The sequence below is a fragment of the Sphingomonas sp. GW821-FHT12D09 genome, from assembly GCF_058807215.1.
This window is the reverse complement of the sequence record NZ_JBXAQL010000003.1, coordinates 498,092-512,904: the sequence shown is the minus strand read 5'-3', so window position 1 is coordinate 512,904 and position 14,813 is coordinate 498,092. Positions and strand designations below refer to the sequence as shown.

Annotated in this window: 13 protein-coding genes and 1 tRNA gene; 8 read left to right on the top strand and 6 right to left on the bottom strand. The window is 66.7% G+C overall.

The features are described from left to right. Positions 1 to 14: 14 nt before the first annotated feature. The 4 genes from ribA to AC1RPL_RS16105 form a co-directional block, all read right to left on the bottom strand. Entirely contained in the window at positions 15 to 1,106 is a 1,092-nt protein-coding gene (gene ribA, locus AC1RPL_RS16120; RefSeq protein ID WP_493070587.1) for a GTP cyclohydrolase II, read from the bottom strand. Next, a complete protein-coding gene (locus AC1RPL_RS16115) occupies positions 1,055 to 1,837 on the bottom strand; it encodes an exodeoxyribonuclease III (RefSeq protein ID WP_493070585.1) in 783 nt (260 codons plus the stop codon). The genes ribA and AC1RPL_RS16115 overlap by 52 nt, the downstream gene beginning before the upstream one ends. Before the next feature lie 224 nt (positions 1,838 to 2,061). Next, positions 2,062 to 2,673: a LolA family protein gene (locus AC1RPL_RS16110; RefSeq protein ID WP_493070584.1), complete on the bottom strand. Its 612-nt coding sequence runs from the start codon at positions 2,671 to 2,673 to the stop codon at positions 2,062 to 2,064. Positions 2,674 to 2,759: 86 nt separating this feature from the next. After that, positions 2,760 to 5,093, bottom strand: coding sequence for a DNA translocase FtsK (locus AC1RPL_RS16105; protein WP_493070582.1), 2,334 nt, complete (start codon positions 5,091 to 5,093; stop codon positions 2,760 to 2,762). A gap of 226 nt (positions 5,094 to 5,319) precedes the next feature. Here AC1RPL_RS16105 and AC1RPL_RS16100 point away from each other — a divergent pair, with 226 nt between their 5' ends. Further along, positions 5,320 to 6,537, top strand: a complete 1,218-nt coding sequence (locus tag AC1RPL_RS16100) for a UbiH/UbiF/VisC/COQ6 family ubiquinone biosynthesis hydroxylase (protein ID WP_493070580.1) — start codon at positions 5,320 to 5,322, stop codon at positions 6,535 to 6,537. An 18-nt stretch (positions 6,538 to 6,555) separates the two neighbouring features. Further along, the gene (locus AC1RPL_RS16095; RefSeq protein WP_493070578.1) at positions 6,556 to 7,179 is read left to right on the top strand and encodes a hypothetical protein; all 624 of its coding nucleotides are present in this window, start codon (positions 6,556 to 6,558) and stop codon (positions 7,177 to 7,179) included. Positions 7,180 to 7,182: 3 nt separating this feature from the next. Here AC1RPL_RS16095 and AC1RPL_RS16090 read toward each other — a convergent pair whose 3' ends face one another. Both AC1RPL_RS16090 and AC1RPL_RS16085 read right to left on the bottom strand, forming a co-directional pair. Continuing rightward, on the bottom strand, positions 7,183 to 7,806 hold the full coding sequence (locus tag AC1RPL_RS16090) for an LON peptidase substrate-binding domain-containing protein (RefSeq protein ID WP_493070576.1): 624 nt from the start codon (positions 7,804 to 7,806) through the stop codon (positions 7,183 to 7,185). Then, positions 7,803 to 8,705, bottom strand: coding sequence for a tetratricopeptide repeat protein (locus tag AC1RPL_RS16085; RefSeq protein WP_493070575.1), 903 nt, complete (start codon positions 8,703 to 8,705; stop codon positions 7,803 to 7,805). Before AC1RPL_RS16085 ends, AC1RPL_RS16090 begins: the two co-directional genes overlap by 4 nt. 173 nt (positions 8,706 to 8,878) lie before the next feature. On the opposite strand from AC1RPL_RS16085, the gene AC1RPL_RS16080 reads away from it, so the two are divergent. The 6 genes from AC1RPL_RS16080 to AC1RPL_RS16055 all read left to right on the top strand — a co-directional run bounded on the left by AC1RPL_RS16080 (position 8,879) and on the right by AC1RPL_RS16055 (position 14,771). Further along, positions 8,879 to 8,953: transfer RNA gene (locus tag AC1RPL_RS16080), tRNA-Gly, on the top strand. Positions 8,954 to 9,085: 132 nt separating this feature from the next. Further along, positions 9,086 to 9,484 carry a DUF2147 domain-containing protein gene (locus AC1RPL_RS16075; protein ID WP_493070573.1) on the top strand — a complete coding sequence of 133 codons (399 nt, stop codon included), beginning with the start codon at positions 9,086 to 9,088 and terminating at the stop codon, positions 9,482 to 9,484. Positions 9,485 to 9,685: 201 nt separating this feature from the next. After that, positions 9,686 to 10,024 carry a DUF2147 domain-containing protein gene (locus AC1RPL_RS16070; RefSeq protein ID WP_493070571.1) on the top strand — a complete coding sequence of 113 codons (339 nt, stop codon included), beginning with the start codon at positions 9,686 to 9,688 and terminating at the stop codon, positions 10,022 to 10,024. 60 nt (positions 10,025 to 10,084) lie between these two features. Continuing rightward, a complete protein-coding gene (locus AC1RPL_RS16065) occupies positions 10,085 to 10,885 on the top strand; it encodes a DUF72 domain-containing protein (protein WP_493070569.1) in 801 nt (266 codons plus the stop codon). A gap of 74 nt (positions 10,886 to 10,959) precedes the next feature. Beyond that, positions 10,960 to 11,553 (top strand): methyl-accepting chemotaxis protein, encoded by a 594-nt coding sequence (locus AC1RPL_RS16060; RefSeq protein WP_493070567.1) that lies wholly within the window; start codon positions 10,960 to 10,962, stop codon positions 11,551 to 11,553. A gap of 260 nt (positions 11,554 to 11,813) precedes the next feature. Beyond that, complete coding sequence (locus tag AC1RPL_RS16055) at positions 11,814 to 14,771, top strand: TonB-dependent receptor domain-containing protein (protein ID WP_493070565.1); 2,958 nt, start codon at positions 11,814 to 11,816, stop codon at positions 14,769 to 14,771. Positions 14,772 to 14,813 lie beyond the last annotated feature (42 nt).

The following is a 14,813-nucleotide window of genomic DNA, read 5'->3' as shown; positions in this document are numbered from 1 at the left end:
GTCGAGAAAGTACCTCAGAACTGGTGCCCGGTGCGATCGCGCTTGGTGGCGAGATAGCGCTCGTTATGCGGATTGGGCGGCAGGAGGTGCGGCACGCGCTCGGCGACCTTGATCCCCGCCGCTTCCAGCGCCGCCACCTTGTCCGGATTGTTGGTCAGCAGCCGCACCTGGCGCTGGCCGAGCAGCGACAGCATCTTGGCGGCGGTCGCGAAGTTGCGCGCATCGACCGCGAAGCCGAGTCGGGTATTTGCGTCGACCGTGTCGAAGCCCTGGTCCTGCAGCGCATAGGCGCGCAGCTTGTTGATCAGCCCGATACCGCGCCCTTCCTGGCGCAGATAGAGCAGGATTCCCCAGCCGCTCGCCCGGATCTCGCGGATCGCCGCCTGGAGCTGCGGCCCGCAATCGCATTTGAGGCTGCCGAGCACGTCGCCGGTCAGGCATTCGCTGTGCAGGCGGACGAGCGGCGGATTGCCGCCCGGCTCGCCGATCAGCAGCGCGACATGCTCGCCGGGCATCTCGTCCGTGCGGAAGGCGACGATCTCGCTGTCCTCGGCATCGGCAACCGGCAGATGCGCCCGGGCGACGATGCGCAGGCGATCCGCGTCCTCATGTGCGTCGATATCGGCCGGGGTGATCGTCTCCTCGCCCGCGGCGGCGCGGACGAAGAAGGCCGGCAGCAGCCCCGCGACCCGGGCCAGGCGCAATGCGGCGGCGGCCAGCTCGCGCTCGACCAGGGGGATCGCCCGGAACGGCCCCTTCAAGGGCGTCGCCAAGTCGAACTGCGGGTCGGCCAGCGCCGTCGCGGTATCGAAATCGAGCCAGGGCGCGCGTTCGACCAGCACGGGCGCGTCGGGCGTGGCGGCATCGCGCTGGTTCGCGAGCTTCAACGTCGCCGCGCGCCCGGCGGAAAGCAGCAGGTCCGCCTGGCCGCCTTGGTCGAACGCCTCCAGCCGCTTCGCATCGGCCGTCTCCACCGCCAGCAATGCGAGGTCTCCGATCGCCACGGGCCAGCCGCGGCGCAGCGCATCGACCGCGCGGGCGGCGGCGTGCGCGCTCAAAAGGCGAACTCGGTGATCAGCGGCACATGATCGGAAGGCTTGAGCCATGAGCGGCACGGCTCGCATACCTTATGCGCCACTGCCTTCTCCGCCACATCCGGGCTCGCCCACATATGATCAAGCCGGCGGCCGCGGTCCGATGCCGCCCAGTCCTTCGCCCGGTAACTCCACCAGCTGTAATAGCGTGCCGGCGCCGGCACGAAATGCCGGCCGAGATCGACCCAGTCGTTCGCCGCCTGGAGCCGGGCGAGCGTCTCGACTTCGATCGGCGTATGGCTGACCACGTCGAGCAGTTGCTTGTGGCTCCACACATCGCTCTCCAGCGGCGCGACGTTGAAATCGCCGGTCAGGATCGAGGGGACGTCGAGCCCCTGCGACCAGCCGATCATCCGCTCGAGGAAATCGAGCTTCTGGCCGAACTTGGGGTTCAGCTCGCGGTTGGGGATATCGCCGCCGGCAGGGACGTAGACATTCTCGAGCCGCACGCCGTTCGGCAACCGCACGCCGACATGCCGCGCCTCGCCATTGGCCTGCCAGTCGAACCGGTCGTCCTCCACCACCGGCACGCGGGCGATGATCGCCACGCCGTGGTGCATGCGCTGGCCGTGCTTGATGATGTAGTCATAGCCCATCGCGCGGAAGGCCCCTTCGGGGAAGTCCCCGTCGATAACCTTGGTTTCCTGCAGGCACAGCACATCGGGAGCCTCTTCGCGCAGGAACTGCTCGACGATCTCGATGCGGAAGCGGACGGAGTTGATGTTCCAGGAGGCGATCTTCATCGCGCCGGATTTAGGAGGTGTTTGCCAACTCTGCCAGTGCCTCGGCACCGGACAAGGAAAGGCCCTCGCTCCGGGGGCATTGGAACGAGGGCCGACCTAGCGTTCGTCACGCAGGCGGGGTGTGAAGATCCCGAGCAACAGGGGGAAAATCCCGGGTACGCCCTCACATCCGCAAGACAGGTTCTAGGCGCCGCTTCCTGTCGCCAGCATGAACGGTGTTCAGCTTAGCGCGGCCCCTGCTTCCTTGGATCGTTCCAGCGGAACGCCCCGTCGCTCACCGGCGCGTTGAACTGCTGGTTCGACAGCCGGATGGTGGTGCGATTATTCTGCGAATCCAGCGCCACCCAGCCCTGGAGCATCAGCCCGCCCGGTGCTGCGCCGTTCTTCTGGAAGATCATCGTGATCCGGCCATATTCGGGATGGTCGTTGTCATGGACCTCGATCGAGACCAGCTGGGGATTGCCCGTCGGCACCAGCTTGGCGAACCTGGTGATGTCCTTCTTCGGATTGAGCAGCACCGCCAGCGGCGAGTTGCCGATCGGCCAGCGATCGACCTGGCGCACCTGATAATCGATGAAATAGAGGCTGCTTCCGTCCGCTACGATCAGCTGGGGCACGCCCTTCTGATATTGGAAGCGGATCTTGCCGGGACGCTTCAGCGTCATCGTGCCGGTGAGCGTGCGGCCATTGCGGTCGGTCTGCGCGAAGCCGGCGGTCATCGACGTCACGCCGGCAAGATGCTGCTGCACCTGTACGAGCGCATTCGCGGGGTCGGCGGCCGAGACCAGCCCGGGCGCGGCGAGCGCGAGGCTGAAGGCGAGGGGCCGTGCAAACACGTGTCATTCTCCAGATTGCGGGGGAATGCCCCTGGGGGCAGGGGCTTGAATGCCTCCTGAACCCGTAGAGCCTGTGATTCGATCCTCTAGAGCTGGCGCCCGTCGGTATCCATCAACACTTCGCGGCGGCCGACATGGTCGGGACGCGAGACCAGCTCGTCCTTCTCCATCCGCTCCACCAGGCGCGCGGCGGAGTTGTACCCGACGCGCAACTGGCGCTGCAGCCACGAGGTGGAAGCCTTCTGGCTCTCCGCCACCAACTGGATCGCACGGCGATAGAGCTGGTCCTCCGGCGAATCGTCGCCCTCGGGTGCGCCGTCGAGGCTGAACCCGCCATCCTCGGGCTCCTCGGTGACCGCCGTGATATAGTCGGGCGTCCCCTGGCTGCGCCAGAAATCGGCGACCGCCTGCACTTCATCGTCGCTGACGAACGGGCCGTGCACGCGGACGAGCTGCTTGCCGCCGGGCATATAGAGCATGTCGCCCTTGCCGAGCAGCTGCTCGGCGCCCTGCTCGCCCAGGATGGTGCGCGAATCGATCTTGCTGGCGACGTAGAAGGAGAGGCGGGTCGGCAAGTTCGCCTTGATCACGCCGGTGATGACGTCGACCGAGGGGCGCTGCGTCGCCATGATAAGATGGATGCCCGCCGCGCGCGCCTTTTGCGCCAGCCGCTGGATCAGGAACTCCACTTCCTTGCCCGCGGTCATCATCAGGTCGGCGAGCTCGTCGACGATCACCACGATCTGCGGCAGTGGCTGCAGGTCGAGCGCTTCTTCCTCGTAGATCGGCTTGCCGCTGTCGGGATCATAGCCGACCTGGACCTTGCGGCCGAGCTTCTGGCCCTTGGCCTTGGCCTGGCGCACCTTGTCGTTGAACGAGGCGAGGCTGCGGACATTGGCATGCGCCATCATCCGGTAGCGGTCCTCCATCTGCTCGACCGCCCATTTGAGCGCGCGCACCGCCTTGGCCGGCTCGGTCACCACATCGGCAAGGAGGTGGGGGATGTCCTTGTACATGCTCAGCTCGAGCATCTTGGGATCGATCATGATCATCCGGCACTGCTCGGGCGTCAGCCGGTAGAGCAGCGACAGGATCATCGAGTTGAGGCCGACCGACTTGCCCGAGCCGGTGGTGCCGGCGACGAGCAGATGCGGCATCGGCGCCAGATCGGCGATGACGGGATCGCCGCCGATATTCTTGCCCAGCACCAGCGGCAGCGTCGCGCCCTGGTCCTCGAAGGCCTGGCTGGCGATCAGTTCGTGGAGGTTGACCGGCTCGCGTACCGCATTGGGCAGCTCGATGCCGATCACGCTGCGCCCCGGAATCGTCGCGATGCGCGCCGATGTGGCGGACATGTTGCGCGCCACGTCGTCGGCGAGCTGGATCACCCGGCTCGCCTTGATGCCGGCGGCGGGCTCGAGCTCGTACATGGTGACGACCGGGCCGGGCCGGACCTCGACGATCTGCCCCTTGACATTGAAATCGTCGAGCACGCTTTCGAGCAGCCGGGCGTTGCGCTCCAGCGCGGCCTTGTCGATCCCGGCATTCTTGTTGACCGGCGGCGCCTTCAACAGGTCGATCGGGGGCAGCTGGTAGCTGTCCTTGAAGTCGAGGCTGGTCTGAGCCGGCGGCTTGGTCCGCGCCGGCGATGGCGCGATCATGCGGTCGGCGATCACCGGGCCGGGGCGATTGTCGGGCACCACCGTCTTGCGCGGCTCGCGGCCCTCGCGGATCTTCGGCTCCGCCACCTCGCGCTCACGCGCTTCGCGCGGCTCGGGCGCGCCCAGTAGCTGGGTCTTGCCCGGCCCCTTCAGGCTCGGGATGCTGGGCATGCGGATGGCACGCTCGGGCAACGTGAAGTCGAGGCTGCGCCACCAGATAAACAGGCCGATCAGGCCGCAGACCAGCCCTGGCCCGCGTCCCGCCCACCAGCTCACGCCCGGATCGCCGGCAAAGCCGATCGCCCAGTTGAATAGCCCGGCAATGCTGAGCCCGATGATGCCGCCCCAGCCGCCGGCGAGCGAGAGCACCGCGTCGGTCGAGAAGAAGGCAAGCGCGGTGGCGGCGAAGATCACGCCGATCCCCACCCCGCGCAGCATCGTCGCCCAATTGCCGGTCGGCCGGTCCTTGAGCAGGCGAAAGGCGACGATCAGCCCGACGGGCAGGAACAGCCACACCGCGGGGCCGAACAGCGCATAGAGGAAGTCAGAGGTCCATGCGCCGGGCTCGCCCATCCAGTTGCGCGCGGGGCCTGCCGCGGCGGTATTCCAGGACGGATCGGTCGGCTGATAGCTGCCCAGCGCGACGCCGAGCGCCAGCACGCCCAGAAACAGGGCTGCTCCGCCGATCACCGCGCCGCTGCGGCGCGCGCCGGCCTTCATTGTTTCGCGCCAAATCGGCGCCTGTGCCCGGGACGCCATGGCCCAGCCTCCAGAATTTCAGGGGGTGCAACCCGGTTAATCGCCTGCCGGGACTCCGCCGTCAAGCGTTCCCCGCACGTTCCTATGGATCCGGGCCCGCCGCACCACCTTATTCGTCATCCCCGCGCAGGCGGGGATACAGAGTCACGAAGGACGTCGCTCTGTTACGCTGGATCCCCGCCTGCGCGGGGATGACGAACGATGAGACAGGCGCTACGGCACTCCCATGGATAGCGCAGATGTCCTCATTCTCGGCGGCGGGCTGGTCGGCTCGGCGCTGGCTACCGCGCTCGATGCGCATGGCATTTCCTCGATCGTCATCGATCCCGCCGATCCGGCGACGATCCTTGCAGCGAAGCATGACGGCCGCGCCTCTGCGATCGCCAGCGCGCCGATGCGCATGTTCGAAGCGATCGGTGTCGCCGGGCGGCTGGCCGGCAAGGGCTGCCCGATCCAGGGCATCCGCGTCTCGGACGGGCTGGCGCCCGGCAAGCTCGATTTCGCTCCGGGCGAAGGCGATGGCGCGCTCGGCCATATGTTCGAGAACCGAATCCTGCGCACCGCGCTCTACGAAGCCGCGGTCGCCGCGCCGTTGGCGGATGTCCGCATGCAGACCCGGGCTTTCCACGTGGAACGCCACGAATTCGGCGTCACCGCCCAGCTCAGCGACGGCACGACGGTCCACGCCCAGTTGCTGATCGGTGCCGAGGGCCGCAACTCGCCCACCCGCGAAGCCGCCAGCCTCAGCACCGCGCGCTGGAGCTATGATCATGCCGCCATGGTCGCCACGCTCGGCCATGCACGCAGCCATGAGAATATCGCCTTCGAGATCTTCTATCCCGAGGGACCGTTCGCGATCCTGCCGCTGCTCGATGACGAGAACGGCCATCGCTCGGCGGTGGTGTGGACGGTCAACGCCCGCGATGCCGCCGGCATGATGAAGATCTCCGAGCGCGCCTATTTGGCCGAGGCCGAGAAGCGGATGGGTGGGTTCCTCGGCAAGCTCGGCCCGCTCACCGCGCGCTTCAGCCACCCCTTGGGCTTCCACCACGCTGCCTGGATCACCAGCGACCGGCTGGCGCTGGTCGGCGACGCCGCGCACGGCATCCACCCCATCGCCGGCCAGGGCGTCAATGTCGGCTTCCGCGACGTCGCCACGCTGGTCGAGGTGCTGGTGGATGGAAAGAGGCTCGGCCTCGACATGGGCGATCCGCAGCTGCTCGCGCGCTACCAGCGCTGGCGCGGGCTCGACACCTTCATGGTCGCCGCCGCCACCGACGGGCTCACCCGGCTGTTTGGCATCCCCGGCAAGGCCGCCAGCGCCGTCCGCCGCTTCGGGCTGTCCGCGGTCGACAAGCTGCCGCCGCTCAAGGACTGGTTCATGGCCGAGGCCCGCGGCGAAAGCGGCGACGTGCCCAAGCTTCTGCAGGGCATCACTGCCTAGCTTTCCCGGGAGCCGCCGATGCTCGTGTTGCTGGCCTTGTTACTCCAAACCGATGCGCCTGGGCCGATCGCCGCTGACCTGGTCGAGATCGTCCCCGGCCCGAAACGCTATTTCCATGACGGTGACGAGCGGAGTGGCTGCCCGACCCTCACCGCTGCCTGTCGCCGGCGCGGCTATGTCGTCGCCGGCGACAGGCTGATCGCCTGGGAAGCCAGGGGCCCGCTCACCCGGGTTACGTATCTGGCCCCGGGCGCCAACCGGCCGGCCGAAGGCTGGATCGAGAGCGCCGCGCTACGCCATGTGGCCGTGGCACCGCCGCGCACAGCCGACTGGCTCGGCAGCTGGAGCGTCTGGGAATCGGCCATCGACATCACCCCCGGCGCGCGGACGGGCACGCTCCACTTCAGCGGCAATGCGACCTGGGGTTCGCACGATCCCGAACGGGTGAAGCGCGGCGGCGTCAACTATGGTGGCTTCAGCGCGGACCTGCCCGCGCCGGGCGGCGGCCGGCTTGAACTCGCCGATTCCGAAGATCCAGGCTGCCGCGTCGCGATGCGGCTGCTCGGACCCTATCTGGTCGCCCGCGACAATCTGCGCTGCGGCGGCGTCAATGTGAGCTTCACCGGCGTGTATCGGCGGTAACGGCTATTGCAGCGTCCCGACCTCGTCGCCGTCGTGCCGCCCATAGAATTGCATCAGCTGGACGATCAGCTCCGAGCGCTCGCTCAGCGAATCGGCCTCGAGCAATGCCTGCTTCGAAGCCGGGTCGAACGGTGCGATCTGGGCGATGCCGTTGACCAGAGATTCGTCGTCGAGCCGCGAGACCGCTTCCCAGTCGACCGCATAGCCAAGACCTTCCGCGAAGCGTCGCGATTCGATCTCCAGCGCGGCGCGCTCGGCCAACGCGAGGATCTCGCTCTCGCCGAGCACTTCCAGCTCGGCCTCGACCTGGCGGAACGGCGTCGTGACGTCGAGCTCGCGCACGATCGTGAAGCGCGCCAGGCCTTCCAGCACGATGTCGAAGCGCCCGTCGTCGAGCGCCTCGACTTCGGCGATGCGGCCGACACAGCCGATCTCGAACAGCCCGGGCGGATTGCTCGCGTCGCGCGGCTGGATCATCCCGATCCGCCGGTCCCGGGCGAGCGCGTCGGAGACCATCGCCCGGTAGCGCGGCTCGAAGATGTGCAGCGGCAGATGCATCCGGGGCAAGAGCAACGCGCCACCCAGCGGGAACACCGAAAGGCGCGTGATCTTCCCCGAAGGCTTCATCCGAACAGGATCGCGGAGAGCTTGCGGCGCTGGGCGGAGACCCAGGGGTCTTCCAGCCCCACCGCCTCGAACAGCTTGAGCAGCCGCTGGCGGGCGGCGCCTTCGTTCCACTCGCGGTCGTCCTGCACCATCGCGAGCAGGGTCTCGGCGGCGGCATCGCGGTCGCCCGTCGCCATCTGGCCGCCGGCCAGCTCGTAGCGCGCTTCCATGTCGCCGGTCGCCGCCTGGGCGGCCAGGCCGGACAGGTCTTCGACTGGCTGGGCTTCCTTCGCCAGCGCGATCGCCGCGCGGGCCTGGTCGATCTCGGCGCCCTTGGCATCTTCCGGCAGGGTGGCGAGCACGGCTTCGGCCTCGTCGGTGCGGCCCAGCGCCAGCAGCGCCCGGGCACGGCCGGCGATCACCTGGGCATGCTCCGGCGCGAGTTCGGCGATCTGCTCGAAGATCGAGAGCGCGCGTTCCGCGTCATTCTCGGCGAGTGCCTGTTCGCCCATTGCGATCAGCGGCTCCAGCTCGGCCTCGGCCTGGGCATCGCTGCTCTCCACCGGCAGCTGGCGCAGGATCTGGTCGAGCATCGTGCGCAGCTGCGATTCGGTCCGCGCCGAGCTGAGGTCGGCGACCAGCTGGCCCTGGAACATCGCATAGACCGTGGGGATCGAGCGGACCTGGAACTGGTTGGCGATGAACTGATTCGCGTCGACATCGACCTTGGCGAGCGCGACGCCCTTGCCGGCATAGTCGGCGGCGACCTTTTCCAGCACCGGTGTCAGCGCCTTGCAGGGGCCGCACCATTCGGCCCAGAAATCGATGATGACCAGGGCGGTCATCGAGGGCTCGACGACATCGCGGCGGAACGCGTCGACGGCTTCCTTCTCCGCGGGGGTGAGTCCAAGCGTAGCCAAGATAGCGCTCCTGAAATGCACGATTAGGGTCAGCGCGTTATGTGGGCTTTCACGCGCGATGCGCCAAGCCTCTAAAAAAGTTGTGCGCATGGGGTTGCCCACCCCCAAACCCGGTGCTAGTGGCCGCGCCTCACCCAGCCCGGTGCGCTTGCCGCCCCGGTCTAGAACGCCGAGCGGGCGTAGCTCAGGGGTAGAGCACGACCTTGCCAAGGTCGGGGTCGAGGGTTCGAATCCCTTCGCCCGCTCCAGCGTTTCTCAACCGTTTTCAGGCGGTTATCCGAGAAACTCCGAAATCCTTCCCGAAGCCGGACGGCGTTCGGCTGCGACTACCCTTTTGGATGGCTTGCGCAGACGCCGGGTCGGATGACAGAAGGCGCATAATGATCGCACGGCTCGTCCTGGCGCTGGGCGCCGCTCTCCTCCTCTCTGCTGCCCCGCTTCCGGACGGAATCGAGGGCGTTTGGGCCAATCCGCGGGGCAGCGTGCACATCCGCTATGAGCCCTGCGGCAAGGGTGCGATCTGCGGCACGGTGATCTGGGCGAGCGACAAGGCGCTGGCCGATGCGAAGCGCGGCGGCGCCGAAAACCTGATCGGCACCCAGATCTTCCGCAATTTCTACAAGGACGGGCCGAATCGCTGGCGGGGCAAGGTATATGTGCCGGATATCCGCAAGACCTTCTCGGGCACCGTGACGATCGAGGGCGACAAGATGATCGGCCGCGGCTGCCTGTTGCTCGGCGTCGGCTGCAAGTCGCAGACCTGGTCTCGAATCCCATAGTGAATTGAATCGACGGATTCGCGAACGCTGCGTTTCCCGAACATGATCTTGTCCTGAAACGGCCGGCTTTCCATTTCAGGCGGCATACAGGTTCCAACCGCAAGAAGCCCCATCATGTTCGGTAAATTCATTCGGGCGATTCTGCCCGCGTTCGTGCTTTTCTCTGTCGCAGTCCCCGCATCGGCCGGTTCTCCGCCCGACGTGGCGCCGATCGCCAGCGAATGGCGCAATCCCAGCAACAGCGTCCATGTTCGCATCGACCAGTGCGGCGGTGCGGTATGCGGCACGATCACCTGGGCGAGCGACAAGGCTATCGCCGATGCGAAGCGCGGCGGCACCGACAACCTGATCGGGACCCGCCTGTTCCGCGATCTCAAGCCTTCGGGCCCGGGCAAGTGGACTGGCAAGGTGTTCGTTCCCGACATCCGCCAGACCTTCTCGGGCACGATCGAATTCCAGGACGGCAACAAGATGGTCGGCAAGGGCTGCGTGCTGTTCGGCATCATTTGCAAGGCGCAGACTTGGTCGCGGGTCCGCTGATCCGCCTTTGAGAGCTGCCTTCGGGCTGGCGGCGCCGCGCAGAGCGGCTAGGGTCCGCGCATGAACACGGCACCCATACGAGTCGGCATTGGCGGCTGGACCTTCGAGCCCTGGCGGGGCGGCACCTTCTATCCGGAGAAGCTCTCCCAGAAGAAGGAGCTGGAATATGCCTCCCGCCAGCTGACCGCGATCGAAGTCAACGGCACCTATTATTCCACCTTCAAGCCCGCGACGTTCGAGGGCTGGGCGAAGACCGTGCCCGATGGCTTCGTCTTCGCGGTGAAGGGCTCGCGCTTCTGCACCAATCGCAAGGTGCTCGCCGAAGCCGGCGAATCGGTCGCGCGCTTCGTCGGCCAGGGCGTGATCGAGCTGGGCGACCGGCTCGGGCCGCTGATGTGGCAGTTCATGGCCACCAAGAAGTTCGACGCCGCGGATTTCGGCGCCTTCCTCGATCTGCTCCCGCACACGCATGAAGGCGTGAAGCTGCGCCACGCGGTCCAGGTCCGCCATGAAAGCTTCGCCGTCCCCGAGTTCATCGACCTGTGCCGCAAGGCCGGCGTCGCGATCGTCTATGCCGATTCGCCGCAATATCCCGCGATCGCCGACATCACCGGCGACTTCGTCTACGCCCGCTTGGAAGCCGGCGAGGACGACAATCCCTTCTGCTATCCCGAAGACGCGCTGCCGCGCTGGACCGAGGCGGCAAGGACCTGGGCGTCTGGCGGCCGGCCCGAAGGGCTCCCCTATGTCGAGGACAAGGATCCGCCGGTCACCCCGCGCGAGACTTTCGTCTTCTTCATCCATGGCGGCAAGGTGCGCGCGCCCGCCGGGGCGCAGGAGCTGATCCGCCGCCTGGGCTGAACTCGCCATTTTGAGTAGGATGCGCGTCCAGGCGCATGACGTAGGGGAATCCTTGGCTTAGCGCTGGCGCTTCCATGTATATGCCAGACCTGACCGCCCAGCAGGGCAAGCTCGATGCCATCGACCGTTCGCTTCTCGTTGCCGAGTTCGATGCCCGCGGAACGATCCTCCACGCCAACGCCAATTTCCTCGCGGCCACCGGCTATGCCGCCGACGAGTTGATCGGTCTTCCGCACCGCATCCTGTGCGAAGCGGCGTACGTCGCCAGCCCCGATTATGCCGCCTTCTGGCAGGCACTGGCACGCGGCGAGTTCCAGTCGGGCGAGTTCCGCCGGCGCGCACGCGGCGGGCGCGAGATCTGGATGGAGGCGACCTACACGCCGGTCGTCGATCCGGCCGGCCGAGTCGAGAAGGTGATCAAGATCGCCACCGACATCACGCCAGCGCGCACCCACGAGGCCGAGGCCAGGGCCCAGCTCGCTGCGATCGTAGGCTCGATCCAGGAGATTGCGTCGCGCATCAACCTGCTCGCGCTCAATGCCGAGATCGAGGCGGCGCGCGCCGGCGATGCCGGGCGCGGCTTCGCGGTGGTCGCGGGCGAAGTGAAACGGCTGGTGGCGGATACGCGCGCCGCCACCGAGCAAGCCGCGGCCCTGTTCAAGGCATAACGTCCGGCGAGTCGGGCCCGGACGGCGACAGCCAGCCGCCGGGCCGAAACAAAGCTGTTACATTGCAACGCGGCGGAAACGTTTCAGCCAAGATCCGTGCCTTTGCGGATACAGGCTGAAGCGAAACCATGCTGTCATGAAACCCTCTGCTTTACGTGTGAATCTCCCGCTCGCATCGGTCCCCCGCGCGCGTCGTCAGGCGTGCGCGTGTTCGTCCCCCGGCAATGTTCGCCCGGGGAGCAGTATGAAAGTAGGGTACCATGTTCACGCGTAATCTCGCCCGCACGCTCCGTGCCGGGACTGCCCTTTCGGCACTCACCCTGGCCAGCCTGGTCGCCGTCCCCGCCTTCGCGCAGGACACCGCTCCCACCGCCACCGACAGCCAGGCCGCTCCGGCCGCGCCGCAGACCGACGAAGCCCCCGAAATCGTCGTCACCGGCTCGCTGTTCCGCACCAAGATCACGGCCTCGCCGGTCACCACCGTCACCGCGGATTCGCTCGATGCCCGCGGCATCAGCACCGTCCAGGACGGCCTGCAGCGCCTCTCTGCCAATAACGGCCCGGCGCTCACCAACAGCTTCACGGCCAATGGCGCGTTCGCCGGCGGTGCCTCGGCGATCTCGCTGCGCGGCCTGTCGAGCAACTCGACGCTGGTGCTGTTCGACGGCATGCGCGCCGCCTATTATCCGCTGGCCGACGACGCGACGCGCAACTTCGTCGACCTGAACACGATTCCGGACGACATCATCGACCGCGTCGAAGTGCTGAAGGACGGCGCTTCGTCGAGCTACGGCGCCGATGCGATCGCCGGCGTGGTCAACGTCATCACCAAGCGCAGCTTCCAGGGCGTTTCGGCCCGCGCCGAAGCTGGCGTCTCGCAGGACGGCGTTGCCGCCACCCAGCGCTTCTCGGTCACTGCCGGCACCGGCGATCTCGATCGCGACGGCTTCAACGCCTATGTCAGCGGTTTCTACTATCACGCAGACGCGGTCTATAACCGCGACCTGCGTTCGCCGTTCAACTCGGACAACCAGACCGGCATCGGCGGCCCGGACAACACGATCAACGGCAACACGTTCGATCCCACCACTGCCGCGGGCTCGAACCTCTATGTCGCGCCGGGATCGGGCGGCCGCTACCAGCTGCTGAGCGGTGGCTGCATCAACGGCACGCTCACCCAGACCACCGCCGCCCAGCAGGCCGGCAATGCGCTGCTGCCGACCCAGCTCTGCAACCAGGACATGACCAACCGCTACGGCGTGGTCGCGCCGCAGATCGATCGCTTCGGCTTCTCGGCGCACGTCGCAAAGACGCTCGGCGATTCGGCGGAGGCCTATCTCGAGCTGAACTTCCAGCAGTCGCGCGTGCAATATTCGGGTGGCCCGTCGACGATCTATGGCAATGCTCCGGCAGGCATCAACTATGCGCCCTATTCGACGGTCGATGGCGGTGCGAGCTTCGCGGCCGGCTCGGGCGCGCTGACGCTGCCGGTCTATGTCTGCGCCGCGCGCGTGAACTGCACCGCGGCCAACGGCACGCTCAACCCGAACAACCCGTTCGCGGCTTCGGGCGAGACGGCGACGCTCATCGGCCGCATGCCCAACTTCACCCGCTATGACGAGTCGCGCAGCCGCGTGTACCGTGCCGCGGCGGGCGTGAAGGGCAGCTTCGGCGACGACTGGAACTACAAGGTCGACGCGACGGCGATGCACACCGATCTGCGTCGCACTTCGGAAGGCTATGTCTACATCCAGCACCTGCTCGATGTGATCGCCGACGGCTCGTACAATTTCGTGAACCCCTCGGCGAACAGCAAGGCGGTCCAGGACTATTTGGCGCCGACGCTCAACACCGACGCTTCGTCCGATCTCTACCAGATCCAGGCGAGCGTCAGTAAGTCGCTGTTCCAGCTGCCCGGCGGCCCGGCACAGATCGGCGTCGGCGGCTCGGTGTTCTACGAGGCGGTCGATTCGCCTTCGGCGAACAGCGATATCAACGGTCCGACCCAGCGCTATTTCACGATCAACGCGTTCGGTACCGAGGGGCATCGCACGGTCTCGTCGGCGTTCGGCGAAATCAGCCTGCCGGTGTTCAACCAGCTCGAGCTCAACGCTTCGGGCCGCTATGACCATTATTCGACCGGCCAGAGCACCTTCTCGCCGAAGGTCGGTGCGAAGTTCACCCCGATCGACATGCTGACGGTGCGCGGCACCTGGTCGCGCGGCTTCCGTATTCCGAGCTTCGGCGAGGCGAACGCGCTGCCGACGACGGGCTATGTCAACAACTCGGCCAAGCTGTTCAACGACACCTATCTGGCCCAATATGGCTGCACGGTGCAGACGTTCAGCAGCTGCCCGCAATATCTGCGCGGTGCCAGCTATGGCCAGACCACGCTGGCCTCGCCCGATCTGAAGCCGGAAAAGTCGCGCAGCATCACGCTGGGCGCCGTCTTCACGCCGATGCGCAACGTCTCGTTCTCGGTCGATTACTTCAACATCAAGAAGACCAACGCGATCACTTCGCTCTCCTCGGGCGACGCGCTGCGGGCCTATTATGCAGGTGAAGCGGTCCCGGCCGGCTACACGATCATCACGGATGCAGCCGATCCGGCGCACCCGGGGGCACCGGCGCGCGTGGCCTTCGTGCAGTCGCACTATGTCAATGCCAACAAGATCAAGTCGGAAGGCATCGACTTCGGGGCCAATGCCCGCTTCCAGTTCGGGGACGTGACCTGGACGAGCAACCTCGACGCGACGCTTCAGCTCGAGCTCAGCACCACACTGGCCGACGGCACGCGCGAGACCTATGTCGACACGATCGGCAACTACAACCTGACCGCGGGTTCGGGCACGTTCCGCTGGCACGGCAGCTGGATGAACAGCTTCGCGATCGGCAACTACACGGTCACCGGTACGGCCAACTACACCTCGGGCTATGACCTTTCGGCCATGGACCAGGGCAATGCCTATCAGGATTGCGGCCTGGCGCCGCAGCCCGCCTATACCGGCTGCCGCCTGAAGAGCTATTTCACCTTCGACCTGAACGCGACCGCCAAGATCGCGGACAAGTTCACGATCTATGCGAATGTGCTCAACCTGTTCGATCGCCTGCCCGGCGTCGATCCGGTCACCTATGGCGCGTACCTCTACAACCCGGTCCAGGCCGGCGACGGCATCTATGGCCGCCGCTTCACGGTCGGCGCCAAGGTCAACTTCTGATCTCCACGGGAGAGGAGGAGGGGCGGTTCCGCAAGGAGCCGC